The following is a 13,534-nucleotide window of genomic DNA, read 5'->3' as shown; positions in this document are numbered from 1 at the left end:
TTTTATGTAGAAGTCAAGATTTAAGTCCCAAAAATGGCTGCGGCTTCATCTTATTTCTAGCCAAAGTAGCAGTTATAATTAAATTTTAATGCCTTTATAAATAAATCACGCTTGCTAAAAATAGCAAGGTCCTGTGTATCACCTTTATTATAACCATAACAAAAAAAACGTATGAGACAACTTAAAATTACAAGTCAGATCACCAACAGAGAGTCCAAATCCTTGGATAAGTATTTTCAGGATATTACTAAGATCCCAATGATCACCGCAGATGAGGAAGTGGAATTGGCGCAACAAATACGCGATGGAAGCCATACTGCTTTGAATAAACTGGTCAATGCTAATTTGCGTTTTGTGGTTTCTGTTGCAAAACAATATCAAAATCAAGGCATGAAGCTTTCTGATTTGATCAATGAGGGTAACATCGGTCTGGTAAAAGCTGCGAAACGATTTGACGAGACCAGAGGTTTTAAGTTCATCTCCTATGCCGTTTGGTGGATTCGACAATCCATACTTCAAGCGCTGGCAAACAATTCGCGGATGGTACGATTGCCATTGAACAAGATCAATAGCATAAGCAAGATCAATAAGGCGTATTCTTTTCTGGAACAAAGCAAACAACGACCACCAAGTGAGGAAGAAATCGCAAAGGAACTGGACATGACCACCAGAGATGTTAAATTATCTCTTAAGAACTCTCGGAGACATGTTTCTACCGATGCACCTCTAAAAGAAGGTGAAACATCCACGTTGTACAGCGTTCTCGACCATGGCGATTCGCCCAGACCGGATAGTTCATTGATGCAAGATTCTTTAAAGACAGATGTGAATAGGGCGCTTAACAAATTAGATGATAAAGAGGCAAGTATTGTAAGGCTATACTTTGGAATAGCCACACCACAACCAATGAGCCTTTCAGAAATTGGTGAGACCGTTAATTTAACACGCGAGCGTGTGAGACAGATCAAGGAACGAGCGGTGAAACGTTTGCGACATTCTTCTAGAAGTGAGCCATTGAAACAGTATCTGGGTTAGATATCTTCTTTCGAAAACAATACTGAGGTGAGGACATTTTAAAATGAAGAAACATGAGAACGCAAAAAAACTATAAGAAACTTGGATTTACGTATTTAGAGACTGCCGAGATCGTCGTGGCGATCAATAAACTTATGGCCAACTATATCGTGCATTATCACAAGTTGCGAAACTTCCATTGGAATGTAGAAGGAGCAGATTTCTTTGAGCTGCATCAGCAGTTCGAAGTTGAATATGATAAGGTAAAAGAGAATATTGATATTCTTGCAGAACGGATACGAGTTTTTGGAATTAAGCCGCGTTATACGCTGAAACAGTTTATGGCCTTGGCTGAGGTGGGTGAGGTTGATGGGGAATTGAGTTCCTTACAAATGGTCAAAGAGGTGCTGAAAGACTTCGGTATTATCCATGATTCACTCCTTAATGTGGCCAACTTCGCACTAGAGGCAGGAGACATGGCAACCGAAGAGATCATGATGGATATGATTAGAGACTTGGAGAAAAGAAACTGGATGTTCACTTCCTTTGTAAAATGATATAGCGAAGTCAGCCTGATTTAAATCTTCGAAATTAATTAGCGTTCTACTAGTAGTGTTTTGTGTTACTGATCATCATTACGTTTGAGCGATTTGGATTAAGCGGCCGTGATCGATCTCTTCATTTCAAGACATTTGTTGTTGTAAGACATCACTATACTACTTAGTGAATCGGCAACCTCTTTTTGGTTTCCAGTGGTATTTTCCAGATAGAAGAGCGATAACCTTCTTATTTTATTCATGGTAGCTATAAAAAAATCATCGGACTGTTTCATTTTCAGAGGTAATGGTAATTCTTTTGCATATCGCCCGTATTTGTCCGAATGATTTCTAAAAATCCTTTCAGCCTCACTTTCAAAATGTTTCAATAAAGTATCTTCCATAGATTCATCGCTCTACGCATATCTACGAAGAAAAGTAGCCCATGGTTCTAAAAGATTCAAATAAAAAGGAAACCCTTATCAACATGTTTACGTAAATGTTCTCGATAACTATAACATCGGGAATATATGTTTACAAAAATTACGCTAAGGAAATTTGAATATTTTATTGTTGAACACAGAAGAATACTATTTGGCATCTATATTATTCTGATAAGTGTCCTATATTATGATCTACTCAGGTAGTTAAACTAATTTCTTACTTTTTTAAGATTGCATTATACAGTATCTTTTTGTGACTGCTTTTGCACAGACATGTGGAAAAATAAAGGCTTCCAGCGAAAAATTAGTGTGTTCACCTTCATAAATATGTTAACAAAACCCTTACAATTTTAACACTTATTATGTTAAAACTTCTTAAATAGGGTTAAACCTCGTTAAAGGCCTTGACAAAAGCCTTCTCAGCCTTATATTACTAGTGTAATTATTCAGAATTACTATCGAAAGCAGCGGCTTTTTTACTTTTTGAGTTCTCTTAGGGGTCCTCCCTTTTCAGCTTAAGCGTTGCTAAAAATCAAAATATTAATCTTTAAAAACTAACAATCATGAATTATTTGAACATGAATGACAAACAATTATTACCTGTTGTAACAGGACTCAACACCTTATTGGCTGATTACCACTTATACTATCAAAAGTTGAGAAATTTCCATTGGAACATATTGGGTAAAAACTTTTTTGACCTCCATGATCAATTTGAGGAACTCTACAATGATGCTCGTGTAAAAATCGACGAAATTGCAGAACGGATTTTAACCTTGCAATATCACCCAGTAAGTAGATATAGTGATTATCTAGAGATCTCAGACATAAAAGAGGAAAGTCCTTTAAAAACAGATACAGAAATGGTAACCTCGATCATCAATGACCATCGTATTTTACTGGCACAAATGAAGGTAATTATCGACCGTGCCAATGAGATTGGAGATGAAGGAACCATCGATATGTTAGGAGCCTACATTAGAGAGATGGAGAAAGCTAGTTGGATGTTAAATGCATGGACCAAGGAAACTACACAACAATTGAATAGCACCATGGTAAAATCCTAATATAGGACGTAACTAACATTATTAACTTAAAATTAGCACATGCAACTACAATTAGAAGCACCCGCCGAGACCATCACAAGCAAATTGGAAGCTTGGTGGGGGCTATTCATAGAAAATATTCCAAACTTAGCCATAGCGCTAACAGTACTTATATCAGCTTTCCTGCTATCTAAACTGGTTTATAACATTACGCTCAAACTGACATATAAGCGAATTAAACAAACATCGGTTACAAAGTTGATAGCAAGAGCAGCTTCGGTAATAGTGGTACTAGCCGGCCTATTCTTGGCGCTCGGAGCACTCAACTTAGGAAAGACGCTTACTGGACTTTTAACAGGTGCTGGTATCTCTGGACTCGTCATAGGATTAGCGCTTCAAGGAACGCTATCAAACACCATCTCTGGTATCGTATTATCCTTTCGGAAAAATATACAATTGGGGAACTGGATAGAGACCAATGGCTTTGCTGGAGAGGTGACCGATATCAATTTAAATTATTTCGTACTAAAAGAGGCAGATAACAATGTCGTAGTGATTCCAAATAAGACCATTCTTGAAAATCCATTCAAGAATTATTCACTCACCACGCAAATGCGGGTAGTGATCGAATGCGGAGTAGGTTATGACTCAGATTTGGACAACGTTCAAGAATTGACCACAAAAACGATTGCTGAGAATTTCGATCAAGAGAAAATTGGAAAGGAAATTGACTTTTTCTATACGGAATTTGGAGATAGTTCAATCAACTTTATCACTCGATTTTGGATCGAAGGACAAAGTGGTTTGGACAGAATCAAGGCCAAAAGTAAAGCTATTGTTGAAATTAAGAAAGCTTTTGACAAGGCTGATATCAATATACCTTTCCCAATTCGAACCTTACAATTTGAAACACCACTTGCTATGATGAAGGCCAACAAAGAAGAGCTGGTGTATAACTAATATGATGAAGTGATCTTACTTCAATACATTTATTAATTTTAAAATATAACATAATGACAACTAATATTCGACGGGCGCTCATTGCCACGGCAATATTAGGGTTTATAACACTTGCAGACATTCTGCAACCATCTGTAAATTCTGTATTGCAATATCTGGTGATTATCGGAGTGCTAACAACAGCATACTTTTCATGGAGACAATTTCAAGAAGAGCAACTGCAATAAGAATTTATTACTAGCTAATTAAGTTAGTGGAAAATGCCCATGCACAAATTTGCATGGGCATTTTCAATGGTGTAATATCTTCTTCCCTCCTATCAATTATCGTCGGTCATTCTTTCATGGTAAAGCCGAGTTTTGCGGTAACCTGCCATCGATTTATTTTACCGTCTTCGATAGATCCTCTTGTGTCGATAACCTGAAACCACCGCAGATTATCAATGGTCTTAGATGCTCTGGCAACAGCATTCTCTACAGCATGTCCAAAACTCTCCTGGGACGTGCCCGTAATCTCAATGGACTTATAAACATGATCACTCATAATAATTGGTTTTAAATGTTTTGAATCCTTATAAAGTTACGGAATAATCCTCTCGTCTCTTAAAAATAAATTATCTATTAATTTAAAAATCAGATAATTATCGGTTTCTATATCTCGGTCGAGCGACCCATTTCTTTTTAGTGTTGATAAAATATACTCCTGTAAGTAGGACGATCGCAGCAATCACGGACTGTAAGGTAATTTCTTCATTCAAAAAATACCATCCCAACAACAGCGCTATTATTGGATTCACATAAGTGGAAGTCGCTACTTTTTCAGGCGAGACCGTCTTTAGCAAGTAATTAAATGATGTGAAGGCAACGATGCTTCCAAAGACGATCAATAAAAGCATCGCCCATAGCGTTGTAGTACTCCATACAATTGGAGAACTCCATTGTTCTCCTAGCATCGGGCTTAGCAAGAGCATCATGGCCCCACCAAAAACCATCTGGTAAGCTGTATTTACAAAGTAGTTACTTGGAAGGTCGGCCTTTCCAACAAAGAGGCTACCATATCCCCAACTCAACATGCATACAAAGATCATCAACATGCCCATGATCGAACCCTCTTTAGTGATCAATTGTTTTTGACTCACCAGCAGATAGATGCCAATCGCTCCGAGAATCACACCTACTACCGACATCGCTTGTATTTTTTTACCCTGTAAGAGGCGCATCAGCAATAATACAATGAGTGGTTGAGCAGAAATCTCTAGAGCTGCAAATCCACTGTCGATATATTGAAGCGCCCAAACTGCCAACCCATTTCCTAAGGTCAGGAACAAAAAACCAGCAAAAATCGTATTCAAAAGCTGTCGAGAACTTATGATGATAGTGATGCTCATTATTTTGCAGATTCCAAAAATAACAATCCCTGCAACCACAAATCGGATACCAGCCAGCATAAAAGGAGGCAGTTCGGTCACCGCGATCTTATTCAGAAGATAGGTTGACCCCAAAATGACGTAAATGGCAATAAAAGCAAGGATGATGAATACCGTATTCGAAGATTTTGGCATCGGTTCTTTTATATGATGGAAATGCTAATGACGAGTAAAGATAGCATAAAGAAAATGACGAATGTTGTTTGTGACGTTTGCAATTAAAACTTTACAGTTGGTCCGTGAGAATAGCATTAGCTATAAAATACTCTTCACCCAACCACCATCGACCGCCAGAGAAGTGCCGGTGATATAACTTGCCCGCTCGCTGGCCAGGAAAGTGACGGCAGCGGCAAACTCCTCAGGTTTCCCAAAGCGTTTTAGAGGTATTTCATCTACAGCATTGGCAACAGATGGATCAGCCTGTATCAATTTCTTCAATCGATTGGTTTCTGTGTATCCTGGCATCACATTATTCACGGTGATATTATAAGGTCCGAGCTCGCTGGCCAATGTTTTCATCAAACCCACTACCGACGCTCTAACCGAGTTTGACAAGATCAAATTCTCCACTGGTTGTTTCACAGCTTGAGAGGTGATCGAAATGATCCTTCCCCAAGATTGCGATCTCATCCCTGGCAAAAAACTTCTGACCAAAGAAACGGTGCTGGCCAATAACAGTTCGTACGTATCATCCCAGTCTTCCTGACTTAATTCTTCGAACTTCCCAGCTGGTGGACCACCCGTATTGGTCACAAGAATATCGACCTTCTTAAAATGTGACAGTGTTTCTTCTACTATGCGTTCGCGGTCATTCGCGGAAGTTAGGTCGCCATTGATAGCAATCACCTTGCCGTCATTCAATACGGCGATCTCAAGCTTGGTCTCATCCAGCAGCCGTTGGTTTCTACCACAAATAATCACGCTTGCTCCTTCCCTAGCCAACTCCACGGCCACACTTTTTCCTAAACCTTGACTAGAGGCTGCCACAAAAGCAACTTTTCCTTTTAATCCTAAATCCATCGTTAATCGTTACTTCTCAGATAATCATCAGTGCCATCCAACCAATCTTCGCGAATAGGAGACCAAGTGTCTATCTCCTCAACGTCTCCGATCATCAATGCCTCGTGAGGGAGATTCGCTGGAATCACCACCACGTCACCAGCGTGCAGATCCACCACTTTCTCTTTGTTCTCACCAAACCAGAATCGAATGGTGCCAGACAATACCTGTGTTACTTGTTCGTTGACATGGCTATGTAAAGGAACCAAAAAACCATCTTTGAACCTCATTTTGGCCACCATCACCTTATCGCCATAAACGAGCTTGCGTTGCATCTTTGGAGTCACTTGTTCGGTGGGAACCTCGTCCCAATTCACTTTTTTTATCATGCGTATATTTTGAACCTTAAATATAGGAAATATCCATACCAAATCGAATACGTACCGTCCACAGTCCATCGAAACGTCGGTCTCCTCAAAAATGCATATAATTTTTGGATGTCATCATGTTATTTACTTGATTTTCAGGCTAAAAAATCGTATCTTTTAAAAGATGTGACAGTCCATCTTTTTGCTTTTCAAGAAGAATACGATGATCTTCTGAATTGCATTTTTCGGGAGTGCTCTCCAACTAGCTAGACTAGACACCAATTTCTTTTAGTAATTAATCAATAACCAAAAAACTATTTATTATGGGTAACGTAAAAACTACAGGGCAGAAGACCTACAAACGCCCCCAATTTAAGAGTCAATATGAAAACTATATCGGAGGAAAATGGGTAGCTCCAACAAAGGGCCAATACTTTGACAATATCTCTCCAGTAGATGGAACCAGCTTTACCAAGATCGCCCGCTCTACAGCAGAAGATATCGAACTTGCGATCGATGCAGCATGGAAGGCAGCTCCGTCATGGAATACCTCTTCGGCAACCACCCGCAGCAATATGTTATTGAAGATCGCTGATGTGATGGAACAAAACCTCGAAGCGTTGGCCCGTGCCGAAACTTGGGACAATGGTAAAGCCATCCGAGAGACCACGGCGGCCGACCTACCCCTTGCCATCGATCACTTCAGATATTTCGCTGGGGTCATCAGAGCTGAGGAAGGAAGCGTTAGCGAGCTCGATGAATTTACGATCTCTATGAATATCAAAGAACCTCTAGGGGTTGTCGGACAGATCATTCCATGGAATTTCCCATTGTTAATGGCCGCATGGAAGGTGGCGCCGGCGCTTGCAGCAGGAAACTGTGTGGTATTAAAACCTGCTGAGCAGACACCTGTGGGAATCATGATCCTCATGGAACTCATCGAAGGAATTCTACCAGACGGTGTGCTGAACGTGGTAAACGGCTTCGGAATTGAAGCGGGTAAGCCATTGGCTTCCAGTCCACGCATCAGTAAAGTAGCATTCACCGGAGAGACTACGACTGGACAATTGATCATGCAATACGCATCAAAGAACATTACTCCCGTCACTTTAGAATTAGGTGGAAAATCGCCCAACATCTTCTTTGAAAGTATTATGGATAGAGATGATGCTTTCTTGGATAAATGTGTAGAGGGTGCGGTAATGTATGCCTTAAACCAAGGAGAGGTCTGCACCTGTCCTTCTAGGATGCTCATTCAAGAAAGCATTTATGACAAATTCATTGAACGTGTCATCGAACGTACCAAGGCCATAAAGCTCGGCCACCCATTGGATCCAGAAACGATGATGGGAGCCCAGGCCTCTAATGATCAATATGAAAAGATCCTTAACTACTTGGATATTGGAAAAGAAGAAGGCTGTGAAGTGCTTGCAGGAGGAAAAGCCGCTTACAACGAAGGGTTGGAAGGAGGATATTATATCGAACCAACCATTTTGAAAGGCAACAATAAGATGCGAGTTTTCCAAGAAGAGATATTTGGACCGGTAGTTTGTGTCACGACCTTCAAGGATGAAGCGGATGCCATAGCGATCGCCAATGATACATTGTACGGTCTTGGAGCTGGTGTTTGGACGCGAGATACGCACCAAGCATATCAGGTATCAAGAATGGTAGAAGCGGGTCGTGTATGGGTGAATTGTTATCACCTCTATCCCGCCCATGCACCCTTTGGAGGCTACAAAAAATCAGGTATCGGTAGAGAAAATCATAAAATGATGCTGAACCACTATCGCCAGACCAAGAACATGTTGATATCGCACGATAAGAATGCAATGGGATTCTTCTAAGATGGTAGCACGTGTAACAATAACAGAAGATGCAAAGCGGGTCGTTGATGAATTGAGGTCCACACATGGCCCGCTCATGTTTCATCAAAGCGGGGGGTGTTGCGACGGCTCTTCGCCAATGTGTTTGCCCGAGGGCGAACTGCTGATCAACGAAACGGATGTGCATTTGGGAACCATTCACGACTGTGACTTTTATATGAGCAGCGACCAGTATGAGTATTGGAAGCATACGCATCTCACGATCGATGTCACCAAAGGAAGAGGTGCCAGTTTTTCATTGGAAATTCCAATGGGATTACGATTTGTTACCAAATCGAGGCTCTTTACCGAAATAGAGCAAAGGGATTTAAAAGAACTCATATGACCGCCTTGATCTGATACGGACGATCATTTTCTTCAGTCATTGAAACTAGGGGCTTCTCAAGGAGGCGCCTAGTTTTTTTGATGTAAAAATGCAGAGAGTTCTTTCTCACGTGCTTTAAGATTGTCATAAAAATTTTCTACAATACCTCCATAACCATGAATATATGTAAATCGCATATTGGCCATGCGATTTCGGTAACTTTGATCGGTCTTAATAAACACCTGACAATCATAATTACATCGAAGATCGATCATCAAGTCTTCGAACCAAGGGACTTGGTTTCTAAGATATTCTAAGTTTTCGCCGATGGTGAGCAACAAGATCTCATCCATACCATAGAGCGGTTTTAAGTGTTTCTTATAGGTCTGCGCTATATCGATAAGGATGTTTTCATATTCTGAATTACGGAGATCGGCATTGTCTATAAGCACCGTAGCCCGGTCGCTGACTTCCAAGTTAGCGATTGAAAACATCAAGGAGACGACTTTTTCCGGGCTTGTTCGCAAGGTGTCGTGCGCTCTATCAAAATAGCGCAAAAAATTGTGCTCTAACTCATAAATGTCGTTCTCTCTAAAGTCCTTGATCAGCTCAAGGTCTTCCTTAACTTGCACCAAGACCTGTGCTGCAGTATCTCTATGATACTTTTGAAGGCGTTTGTCTTCTTGTCGATTATTGATTCCTAAAGCGATCAAGATGCCAATGACTACTAGAACGATCTCGCCAATGGCATAGAGGAAGTATTTTTTAAAATCAGTTTTGATCCATTTTTGGCGAAGTCTTCTAAAAATTTTCATGAATGCTGCTGTGAAAAAATGTTGACAAGGCCCAAATATACTTAAATCTTTGCCTGATAGGTATAAAGGTCATAATACCGACCTTCCTTGGCGATCAATTGGTCGTGGGTACCCTCTTCGGCAATCGTCCCAGCCTCTATGACCAATATCTTATTTGCTTTTTTTATGGTACTTAAACGGTGAGCGATGACAATGGTTGTCCTATCTTTCACCAACTCGGCCAAACTTTTTTGGATCAATGCTTCGCTTTCGGTATCCAAGTTCGAAGTGGCCTCATCCAAAATAATGATCTTGGGATCCGCCAAAATAGCACGAGCAATCGCTATGCGTTGTCGCTGTCCGCCAGAAAGTTTTACGCCACGCTCTCCGATCAAGGTGTCCAAACCATCTTCAAAACGGTCGGTGAACTCATTGACATAACCCGCTTTTACGGCTTCTAGCAGTTGTTCCTCGGTAGCATCAGGTCTTGGAAATAGAATATTCTCCCGTATGGTTCCTTCAAACAGAAACTCATCTTGTAATACAACGCCCAAATGTTTTCTATAACTACTCAACTTTACCGTAGAAAGATCGATACCATCGATATACACCTTCCCTTCTACAGGATTTAGAAAAGAGGCCGATAGACCCGCGATGGTCGATTTTCCAGAACCTGAACTTCCCACCAATGCGATCACATTTCCAGCCTCAGCCTTAAAATTGATGTTATGTAGCACCTGTTTACCTTCCTCATAGGAAAACGAGATATTCTCGAAGGCAAGATCTCCTTTTATACCGTTCAGTATTATTTTTCGATCCATTAGTTCCTCCTCGGGAGTCATATTCATCAATTCCTCGGTACGGTCCAAGCCCGCGAGTGCATCGGTGAGCTGACTTCCAATATTGCTCATTTGCACAATAGGGGCAATCATAAAGCCAAGCAGCAAGGTGAAGGAAAGAAAATCACCCGTGGACATTTCGTCATTCATCATATAATAGCCCCCGATGCCCATGATACCCAAAGAGGCCAATCCTAATAAAAAGGTCGAAGAGCTGGTCATCAAGGCGGTGGCCGTAAGGCTCTTTTTCACATTTTGGAACAAACGATGAACACCTTCTTCAAAGGTGGCGTTCTCCTGAGCCTCGGCATTGAATCCCTTTATGACCCTTACGCCTGCAAGTGTTTCGGTAAGACGCCCTGTAACTTCGGCATTGATCTTTCCTCTATTTCTAAAGATGGGACGTATATATTTAAATGCCTTGAGCGCGACAATGCCAAAGATAGAGACTGGTATAAATACAAATAAGGTCATCCAGGCATTGATATTGATCAAAAGTACCAATGAGATCACAGCGGTGATCGTGCCACCTACCAACTGCACCAATCCTGTTCCGATCAAATTACGAACGCCCTCTACATCGGTCATAATTCGAGAGACCAAAGCGCCCGATTTCGTATTGTCGAAGAAACTGATCGGTAATGACAATACTTTCTTCTGTACCTGCGCTCGGAACTCCGATATCAAATATTGCGCCTGTACACTAAGAATACGGGTGAGTAAAAAGGAGGTAATTGCTTGAACCAACAATGCAACACCTACCAGCATCAACAAGTTCCTCAGGGCCATAAAATCCCTGCTCGGGATCACCTCGTCTAACAAAGCTTTACTTTTCCAAGGCAACACAAGACTTGCCAGCCTACTGATAACGATAAGAATCAATCCTATGAAAATAAGGTTCCTTCTGGGCCAGATGATGGTCTTGAAGGCCTTCGCCATGGTCACTTTTCCCCTAGATTTTGATTCTTTGGGATGTTCTGGTAATTTTATTTTAGGCATTCGGTCAATTTTTGAGTCAAATTATACTTACTTCAATATACATAATGCCCATTGGGCATTCTTAACATATTATTATTCTTCCGACAAAATTGCGGAGACATCAAGTCTGAAAACGGGAATGGTTGCCAGCACAGTTGCTGAGATCAAAAGAAGGAGAATTATCAAAAAAACATAGGCCTCTTCGATTATAAAAGATAGTTGGGTAATAGTATACTTGAATTCGTTCTCAAGGTAATTGGAGAAAATATAAAGCCCTAAACGACTTAAACAAAGCCCAAGAACATATCCGATAACCAAGAGGATAAACCCTTCTAGGAAGACGACAAAGGCCAACTGCCAATTACTGGCTCCGTAAGTACGCATCAAGGCCAGTTCGTATCGGCGATCTCTCACCAAGCGATAGAGGTTGATAAAAATACTGAAGACCGAGAATAGCAGAATTGCATAGGCGATCATTGTGATCACCTTAATTCCTACTCCGGTAAAGCTAAAGAGTCTATCCAGCTCATAGTTGGTCAACGCGGCTTGCATCTTTGTGTTGGCATTGATCTGTCTGGGTAGCTGGACCATTGCGATCGGGTTTCTGAATTTGACCAAAAGTGCTGTGACCTCGCGCTCAGTATCTTCGAGATTCGCTTCGTGATGTTGGTGAATTTCCCAAACGGTCTCTAAAGGTGTTGTGATAAGATTATCCAGAATAGTATTCGTCGGCGCATAGATCCCAACCACTTTTAGACGGCTGTCTTCATGGTCTTCAATCGCTTCTTCGAGCAATCCATGGCCACTTACTATCTCATCTCCTGTCGATATCCCTAATTTTGCTGCCACTTCCGAACCAAACACGACTTCCATAGATTTTTCAAAGGATCTTCCTGAGGCGATCTTTGCATCATAGATTTCTGGGAATGCTTGCGTACTTCCAACGATACGATACCCATTGTAATTATCACCATAAGAGATAGGAATGGCCTTTTCTACATGTGGATTTTTGGTTGCTTGGGCCGCTCTCTTATAATTGATATTCCCTGTTGGGGCATCTACATGCAATACTGAAGAAAGAATCAATTGCAACGGGCTACCCTTTGCTCCTATGACCATGTCTATGCCGCTTGTATTCTTTTGTATCTTTTCAGAGAATGCCTTTTCCAAATGGAAGGCGACCGAGATCAGTGCAATGCTCAGTCCCACTAAGAGGAGACTTAAGAAGGCATTGAGCGGTTTAGCGACCATATATTTGTAACTCAACTTGAGTAGATTCATAGCTCTAAGGTTTTGTCGAACATGGGTTTTACCCGTTGATCGTGCGTGATAAGTACGAGGTTGGCCTGGGCTTTTCTCGCGGTCTCTTTCAAAAGCTGAATCACTTTTTCACAGTTATGATCATCCAAATTGGCGGTTGGTTCATCGGCCAAGATGAGTATAGGCTTATTGATGATAGCAATGGCAATGGACAATCGCTGTTTTTGTCCTTCGCTAAGCTTTTGCACGTTCTTGTGCTTTAATTCGATTATTTGCAATTCCTCTAAGACCTGCTCAATGGCTTCGTCCGCTACTTTTTCTTTAGCAAAAAAAAGTTTTGCCTTAATATTTTCGATAAGGTTCAGCGAATTGATAAAGCGTGGCTTTTGAAAAATTATTCCGATGTTTTGACCTCTATATAGGTCTTTTTCCTTTTCAGAGAGCGAAATTAGGTCGGTGCTATCGTGAGCAATATTTCCACCTAAAGGTGCCAACAACAGCCCTAAAAGATGCAGTAAGGTGGTCTTCCCAATTCCCGAGGGACCTAGAATAAGCAAGTCCTCATCTTTAGCTAGCGTAATATCCGGAAAATTGAAAATTGGACCATTTGGATAGGCAAATCGTAGATCTTTCGTTTGAATCATTAAATGAAAGCTTTTCTACAAATATAGCTCGAATCGA

16 protein-coding genes are annotated in these 13,534 nt (G+C 41.0%); 7 read left to right on the top strand and 9 right to left on the bottom strand.

Annotated elements, in window-relative coordinates:
* Positions 1-171 precede the first annotated feature (171 nt).
* Together ACFQ1M_RS07440 and ACFQ1M_RS07435 are read left to right on the top strand one after the other, a co-directional pair.
* Positions 172-1,035, top strand: a complete 864-nt coding sequence (locus ACFQ1M_RS07440; protein ID WP_386406188.1) for a sigma-70 family RNA polymerase sigma factor — start codon at positions 172-174, stop codon at positions 1,033-1,035.
* Between the two features lie 53 nt (positions 1,036-1,088).
* Positions 1,089-1,571: a Dps family protein gene (locus ACFQ1M_RS07435; protein ID WP_386406185.1), complete on the top strand. Its 483-nt coding sequence runs from the start codon at positions 1,089-1,091 to the stop codon at positions 1,569-1,571.
* A gap of 98 nt (positions 1,572-1,669) precedes the next feature.
* Here ACFQ1M_RS07435 and ACFQ1M_RS07430 read toward each other — a convergent pair whose 3' ends face one another.
* Positions 1,670-1,954 carry a hypothetical protein gene (locus tag ACFQ1M_RS07430; RefSeq protein WP_386406182.1) on the bottom strand — a complete coding sequence of 95 codons (285 nt, stop codon included), beginning with the start codon at positions 1,952-1,954 and terminating at the stop codon, positions 1,670-1,672.
* A gap of 602 nt (positions 1,955-2,556) precedes the next feature.
* Between ACFQ1M_RS07430 and ACFQ1M_RS07425 the strand changes: the two genes are divergently transcribed.
* Genes ACFQ1M_RS07425 through ACFQ1M_RS07415 form a run of 3 tightly spaced genes read left to right on the top strand, consistent with a single transcriptional unit; the run spans position 2,557 to position 4,226 of the window.
* Entirely contained in the window at positions 2,557-3,060 is a 504-nt protein-coding gene (locus ACFQ1M_RS07425; RefSeq protein WP_386406179.1) for a Dps family protein, read from the top strand.
* A gap of 39 nt (positions 3,061-3,099) precedes the next feature.
* The gene (locus tag ACFQ1M_RS07420; RefSeq protein ID WP_386406176.1) at positions 3,100-3,999 is read left to right on the top strand and encodes a mechanosensitive ion channel family protein; all 900 of its coding nucleotides are present in this window, start codon (positions 3,100-3,102) and stop codon (positions 3,997-3,999) included.
* 53 nt (positions 4,000-4,052) lie between these two features.
* A complete protein-coding gene (locus tag ACFQ1M_RS07415) occupies positions 4,053-4,226 on the top strand; it encodes a hypothetical protein (RefSeq protein ID WP_386406173.1) in 174 nt (57 codons plus the stop codon).
* 106 nt (positions 4,227-4,332) lie between these two features.
* Here the strand turns inward: ACFQ1M_RS07415 and ACFQ1M_RS07410 are convergent, their stop codons facing one another.
* The 4 genes from ACFQ1M_RS07410 to ACFQ1M_RS07395 form a co-directional block, all read right to left on the bottom strand.
* Positions 4,333-4,542, bottom strand: coding sequence for a dodecin (locus ACFQ1M_RS07410; protein ID WP_386406170.1), 210 nt, complete (start codon positions 4,540-4,542; stop codon positions 4,333-4,335).
* 97 nt (positions 4,543-4,639) lie between these two features.
* Positions 4,640-5,560 carry an EamA family transporter gene (locus ACFQ1M_RS07405; protein WP_386406167.1) on the bottom strand — a complete coding sequence of 307 codons (921 nt, stop codon included), beginning with the start codon at positions 5,558-5,560 and terminating at the stop codon, positions 4,640-4,642.
* 120 nt (positions 5,561-5,680) lie between these two features.
* Positions 5,681-6,445 carry an SDR family oxidoreductase gene (locus tag ACFQ1M_RS07400; protein ID WP_386406164.1) on the bottom strand — a complete coding sequence of 255 codons (765 nt, stop codon included), beginning with the start codon at positions 6,443-6,445 and terminating at the stop codon, positions 5,681-5,683.
* Between the two features lie 2 nt (positions 6,446-6,447).
* Positions 6,448-6,813 (bottom strand): cupin domain-containing protein, encoded by a 366-nt coding sequence (locus ACFQ1M_RS07395; RefSeq protein ID WP_386406161.1) that lies wholly within the window; start codon positions 6,811-6,813, stop codon positions 6,448-6,450.
* A gap of 302 nt (positions 6,814-7,115) precedes the next feature.
* Between ACFQ1M_RS07395 and ACFQ1M_RS07390 the strand changes: the two genes are divergently transcribed.
* Both ACFQ1M_RS07390 and ACFQ1M_RS07385 read left to right on the top strand, forming a co-directional pair.
* On the top strand, positions 7,116-8,639 hold the full coding sequence (locus ACFQ1M_RS07390; RefSeq protein WP_386406157.1) for an aldehyde dehydrogenase family protein: 1,524 nt from the start codon (positions 7,116-7,118) through the stop codon (positions 8,637-8,639).
* A complete protein-coding gene (locus ACFQ1M_RS07385; RefSeq protein ID WP_386406153.1) occupies positions 8,620-9,003 on the top strand; it encodes a DUF779 domain-containing protein in 384 nt (127 codons plus the stop codon). Before ACFQ1M_RS07390 ends, ACFQ1M_RS07385 begins: the two co-directional genes overlap by 20 nt.
* A 68-nt stretch (positions 9,004-9,071) precedes the next feature.
* On the opposite strand, the gene ACFQ1M_RS07380 is transcribed toward ACFQ1M_RS07385, so the two are convergent.
* The 4 genes from ACFQ1M_RS07380 to ACFQ1M_RS07365 all read right to left on the bottom strand — a co-directional run bounded on the left by ACFQ1M_RS07380 (position 9,072) and on the right by ACFQ1M_RS07365 (position 13,497).
* Positions 9,072-9,797, bottom strand: a complete 726-nt coding sequence (locus tag ACFQ1M_RS07380; protein ID WP_386406150.1) for a hypothetical protein — start codon at positions 9,795-9,797, stop codon at positions 9,072-9,074.
* Positions 9,798-9,838: 41 nt separating this feature from the next.
* Positions 9,839-11,614, bottom strand: a complete 1,776-nt coding sequence (locus ACFQ1M_RS07375) for an ABC transporter ATP-binding protein (RefSeq protein WP_386406143.1) — start codon at positions 11,612-11,614, stop codon at positions 9,839-9,841.
* Positions 11,615-11,686: 72 nt separating this feature from the next.
* Positions 11,687-12,874: an ABC transporter permease gene (locus ACFQ1M_RS07370; protein WP_386406140.1), complete on the bottom strand. Its 1,188-nt coding sequence runs from the start codon at positions 12,872-12,874 to the stop codon at positions 11,687-11,689.
* A complete protein-coding gene (locus ACFQ1M_RS07365) occupies positions 12,871-13,497 on the bottom strand; it encodes an ATP-binding cassette domain-containing protein (protein ID WP_386406137.1) in 627 nt (208 codons plus the stop codon). Before ACFQ1M_RS07365 ends, ACFQ1M_RS07370 begins: the two co-directional genes overlap by 4 nt.
* Between the last annotated feature and the right edge of the window lie 37 nt (positions 13,498-13,534).

It is taken from the genome of Sungkyunkwania multivorans (genome assembly GCF_042675645.1).
GTDB lineage: Bacteria > Bacteroidota > Bacteroidia > Flavobacteriales > Flavobacteriaceae > Sungkyunkwania > Sungkyunkwania multivorans.
The sequence above is the reverse complement of the archived record's forward strand: the minus strand, read 5'-3'. Positions and strand labels throughout refer to the sequence as shown.

Bases quoted from the DNA above. Each gene is read 5' to 3' on its own strand.
- ACFQ1M_RS07420 (WP_386406176.1), top strand. From the start codon at position 3,100: ATGCAACTACAATTAGAAGCACCCGCCGAGACCATCACAAGCAAATTG.
- ACFQ1M_RS07440 (WP_386406188.1), top strand. From the start codon at position 172: ATGAGACAACTTAAAATTACAAGTCAGATCACCAACAGAGAGTCCAAA.
- ACFQ1M_RS07390 (WP_386406157.1), top strand. From the start codon at position 7,116: ATGGGTAACGTAAAAACTACAGGGCAGAAGACCTACAAACGCCCCCAA.
- ACFQ1M_RS07405 (WP_386406167.1), bottom strand. From the start codon at position 5,560: ATGCCAAAATCTTCGAATACGGTATTCATCATCCTTGCTTTTATTGCC.
- ACFQ1M_RS07380 (WP_386406150.1), bottom strand. From the start codon at position 9,797: ATGAAAATTTTTAGAAGACTTCGCCAAAAATGGATCAAAACTGATTTT.
- ACFQ1M_RS07400 (WP_386406164.1), bottom strand. From the start codon at position 6,445: ATGGATTTAGGATTAAAAGGAAAAGTTGCTTTTGTGGCAGCCTCTAGT.
- ACFQ1M_RS07365 (WP_386406137.1), bottom strand. From the start codon at position 13,497: ATGATTCAAACGAAAGATCTACGATTTGCCTATCCAAATGGTCCAATT.
- ACFQ1M_RS07425 (WP_386406179.1), top strand. From the start codon at position 2,557: ATGAATTATTTGAACATGAATGACAAACAATTATTACCTGTTGTAACA.
- ACFQ1M_RS07430 (WP_386406182.1), bottom strand. From the start codon at position 1,954: ATGGAAGATACTTTATTGAAACATTTTGAAAGTGAGGCTGAAAGGATT.
- ACFQ1M_RS07395 (WP_386406161.1), bottom strand. From the start codon at position 6,813: ATGATAAAAAAAGTGAATTGGGACGAGGTTCCCACCGAACAAGTGACT.
- ACFQ1M_RS07435 (WP_386406185.1), top strand. From the start codon at position 1,089: ATGAGAACGCAAAAAAACTATAAGAAACTTGGATTTACGTATTTAGAG.
- ACFQ1M_RS07410 (WP_386406170.1), bottom strand. From the start codon at position 4,542: ATGAGTGATCATGTTTATAAGTCCATTGAGATTACGGGCACGTCCCAG.
- ACFQ1M_RS07370 (WP_386406140.1), bottom strand. From the start codon at position 12,874: ATGAATCTACTCAAGTTGAGTTACAAATATATGGTCGCTAAACCGCTC.
- ACFQ1M_RS07375 (WP_386406143.1), bottom strand. From the start codon at position 11,614: ATGCCTAAAATAAAATTACCAGAACATCCCAAAGAATCAAAATCTAGG.
- ACFQ1M_RS07415 (WP_386406173.1), top strand. From the start codon at position 4,053: ATGACAACTAATATTCGACGGGCGCTCATTGCCACGGCAATATTAGGG.
- ACFQ1M_RS07385 (WP_386406153.1), top strand. From the start codon at position 8,620: ATGCAATGGGATTCTTCTAAGATGGTAGCACGTGTAACAATAACAGAA.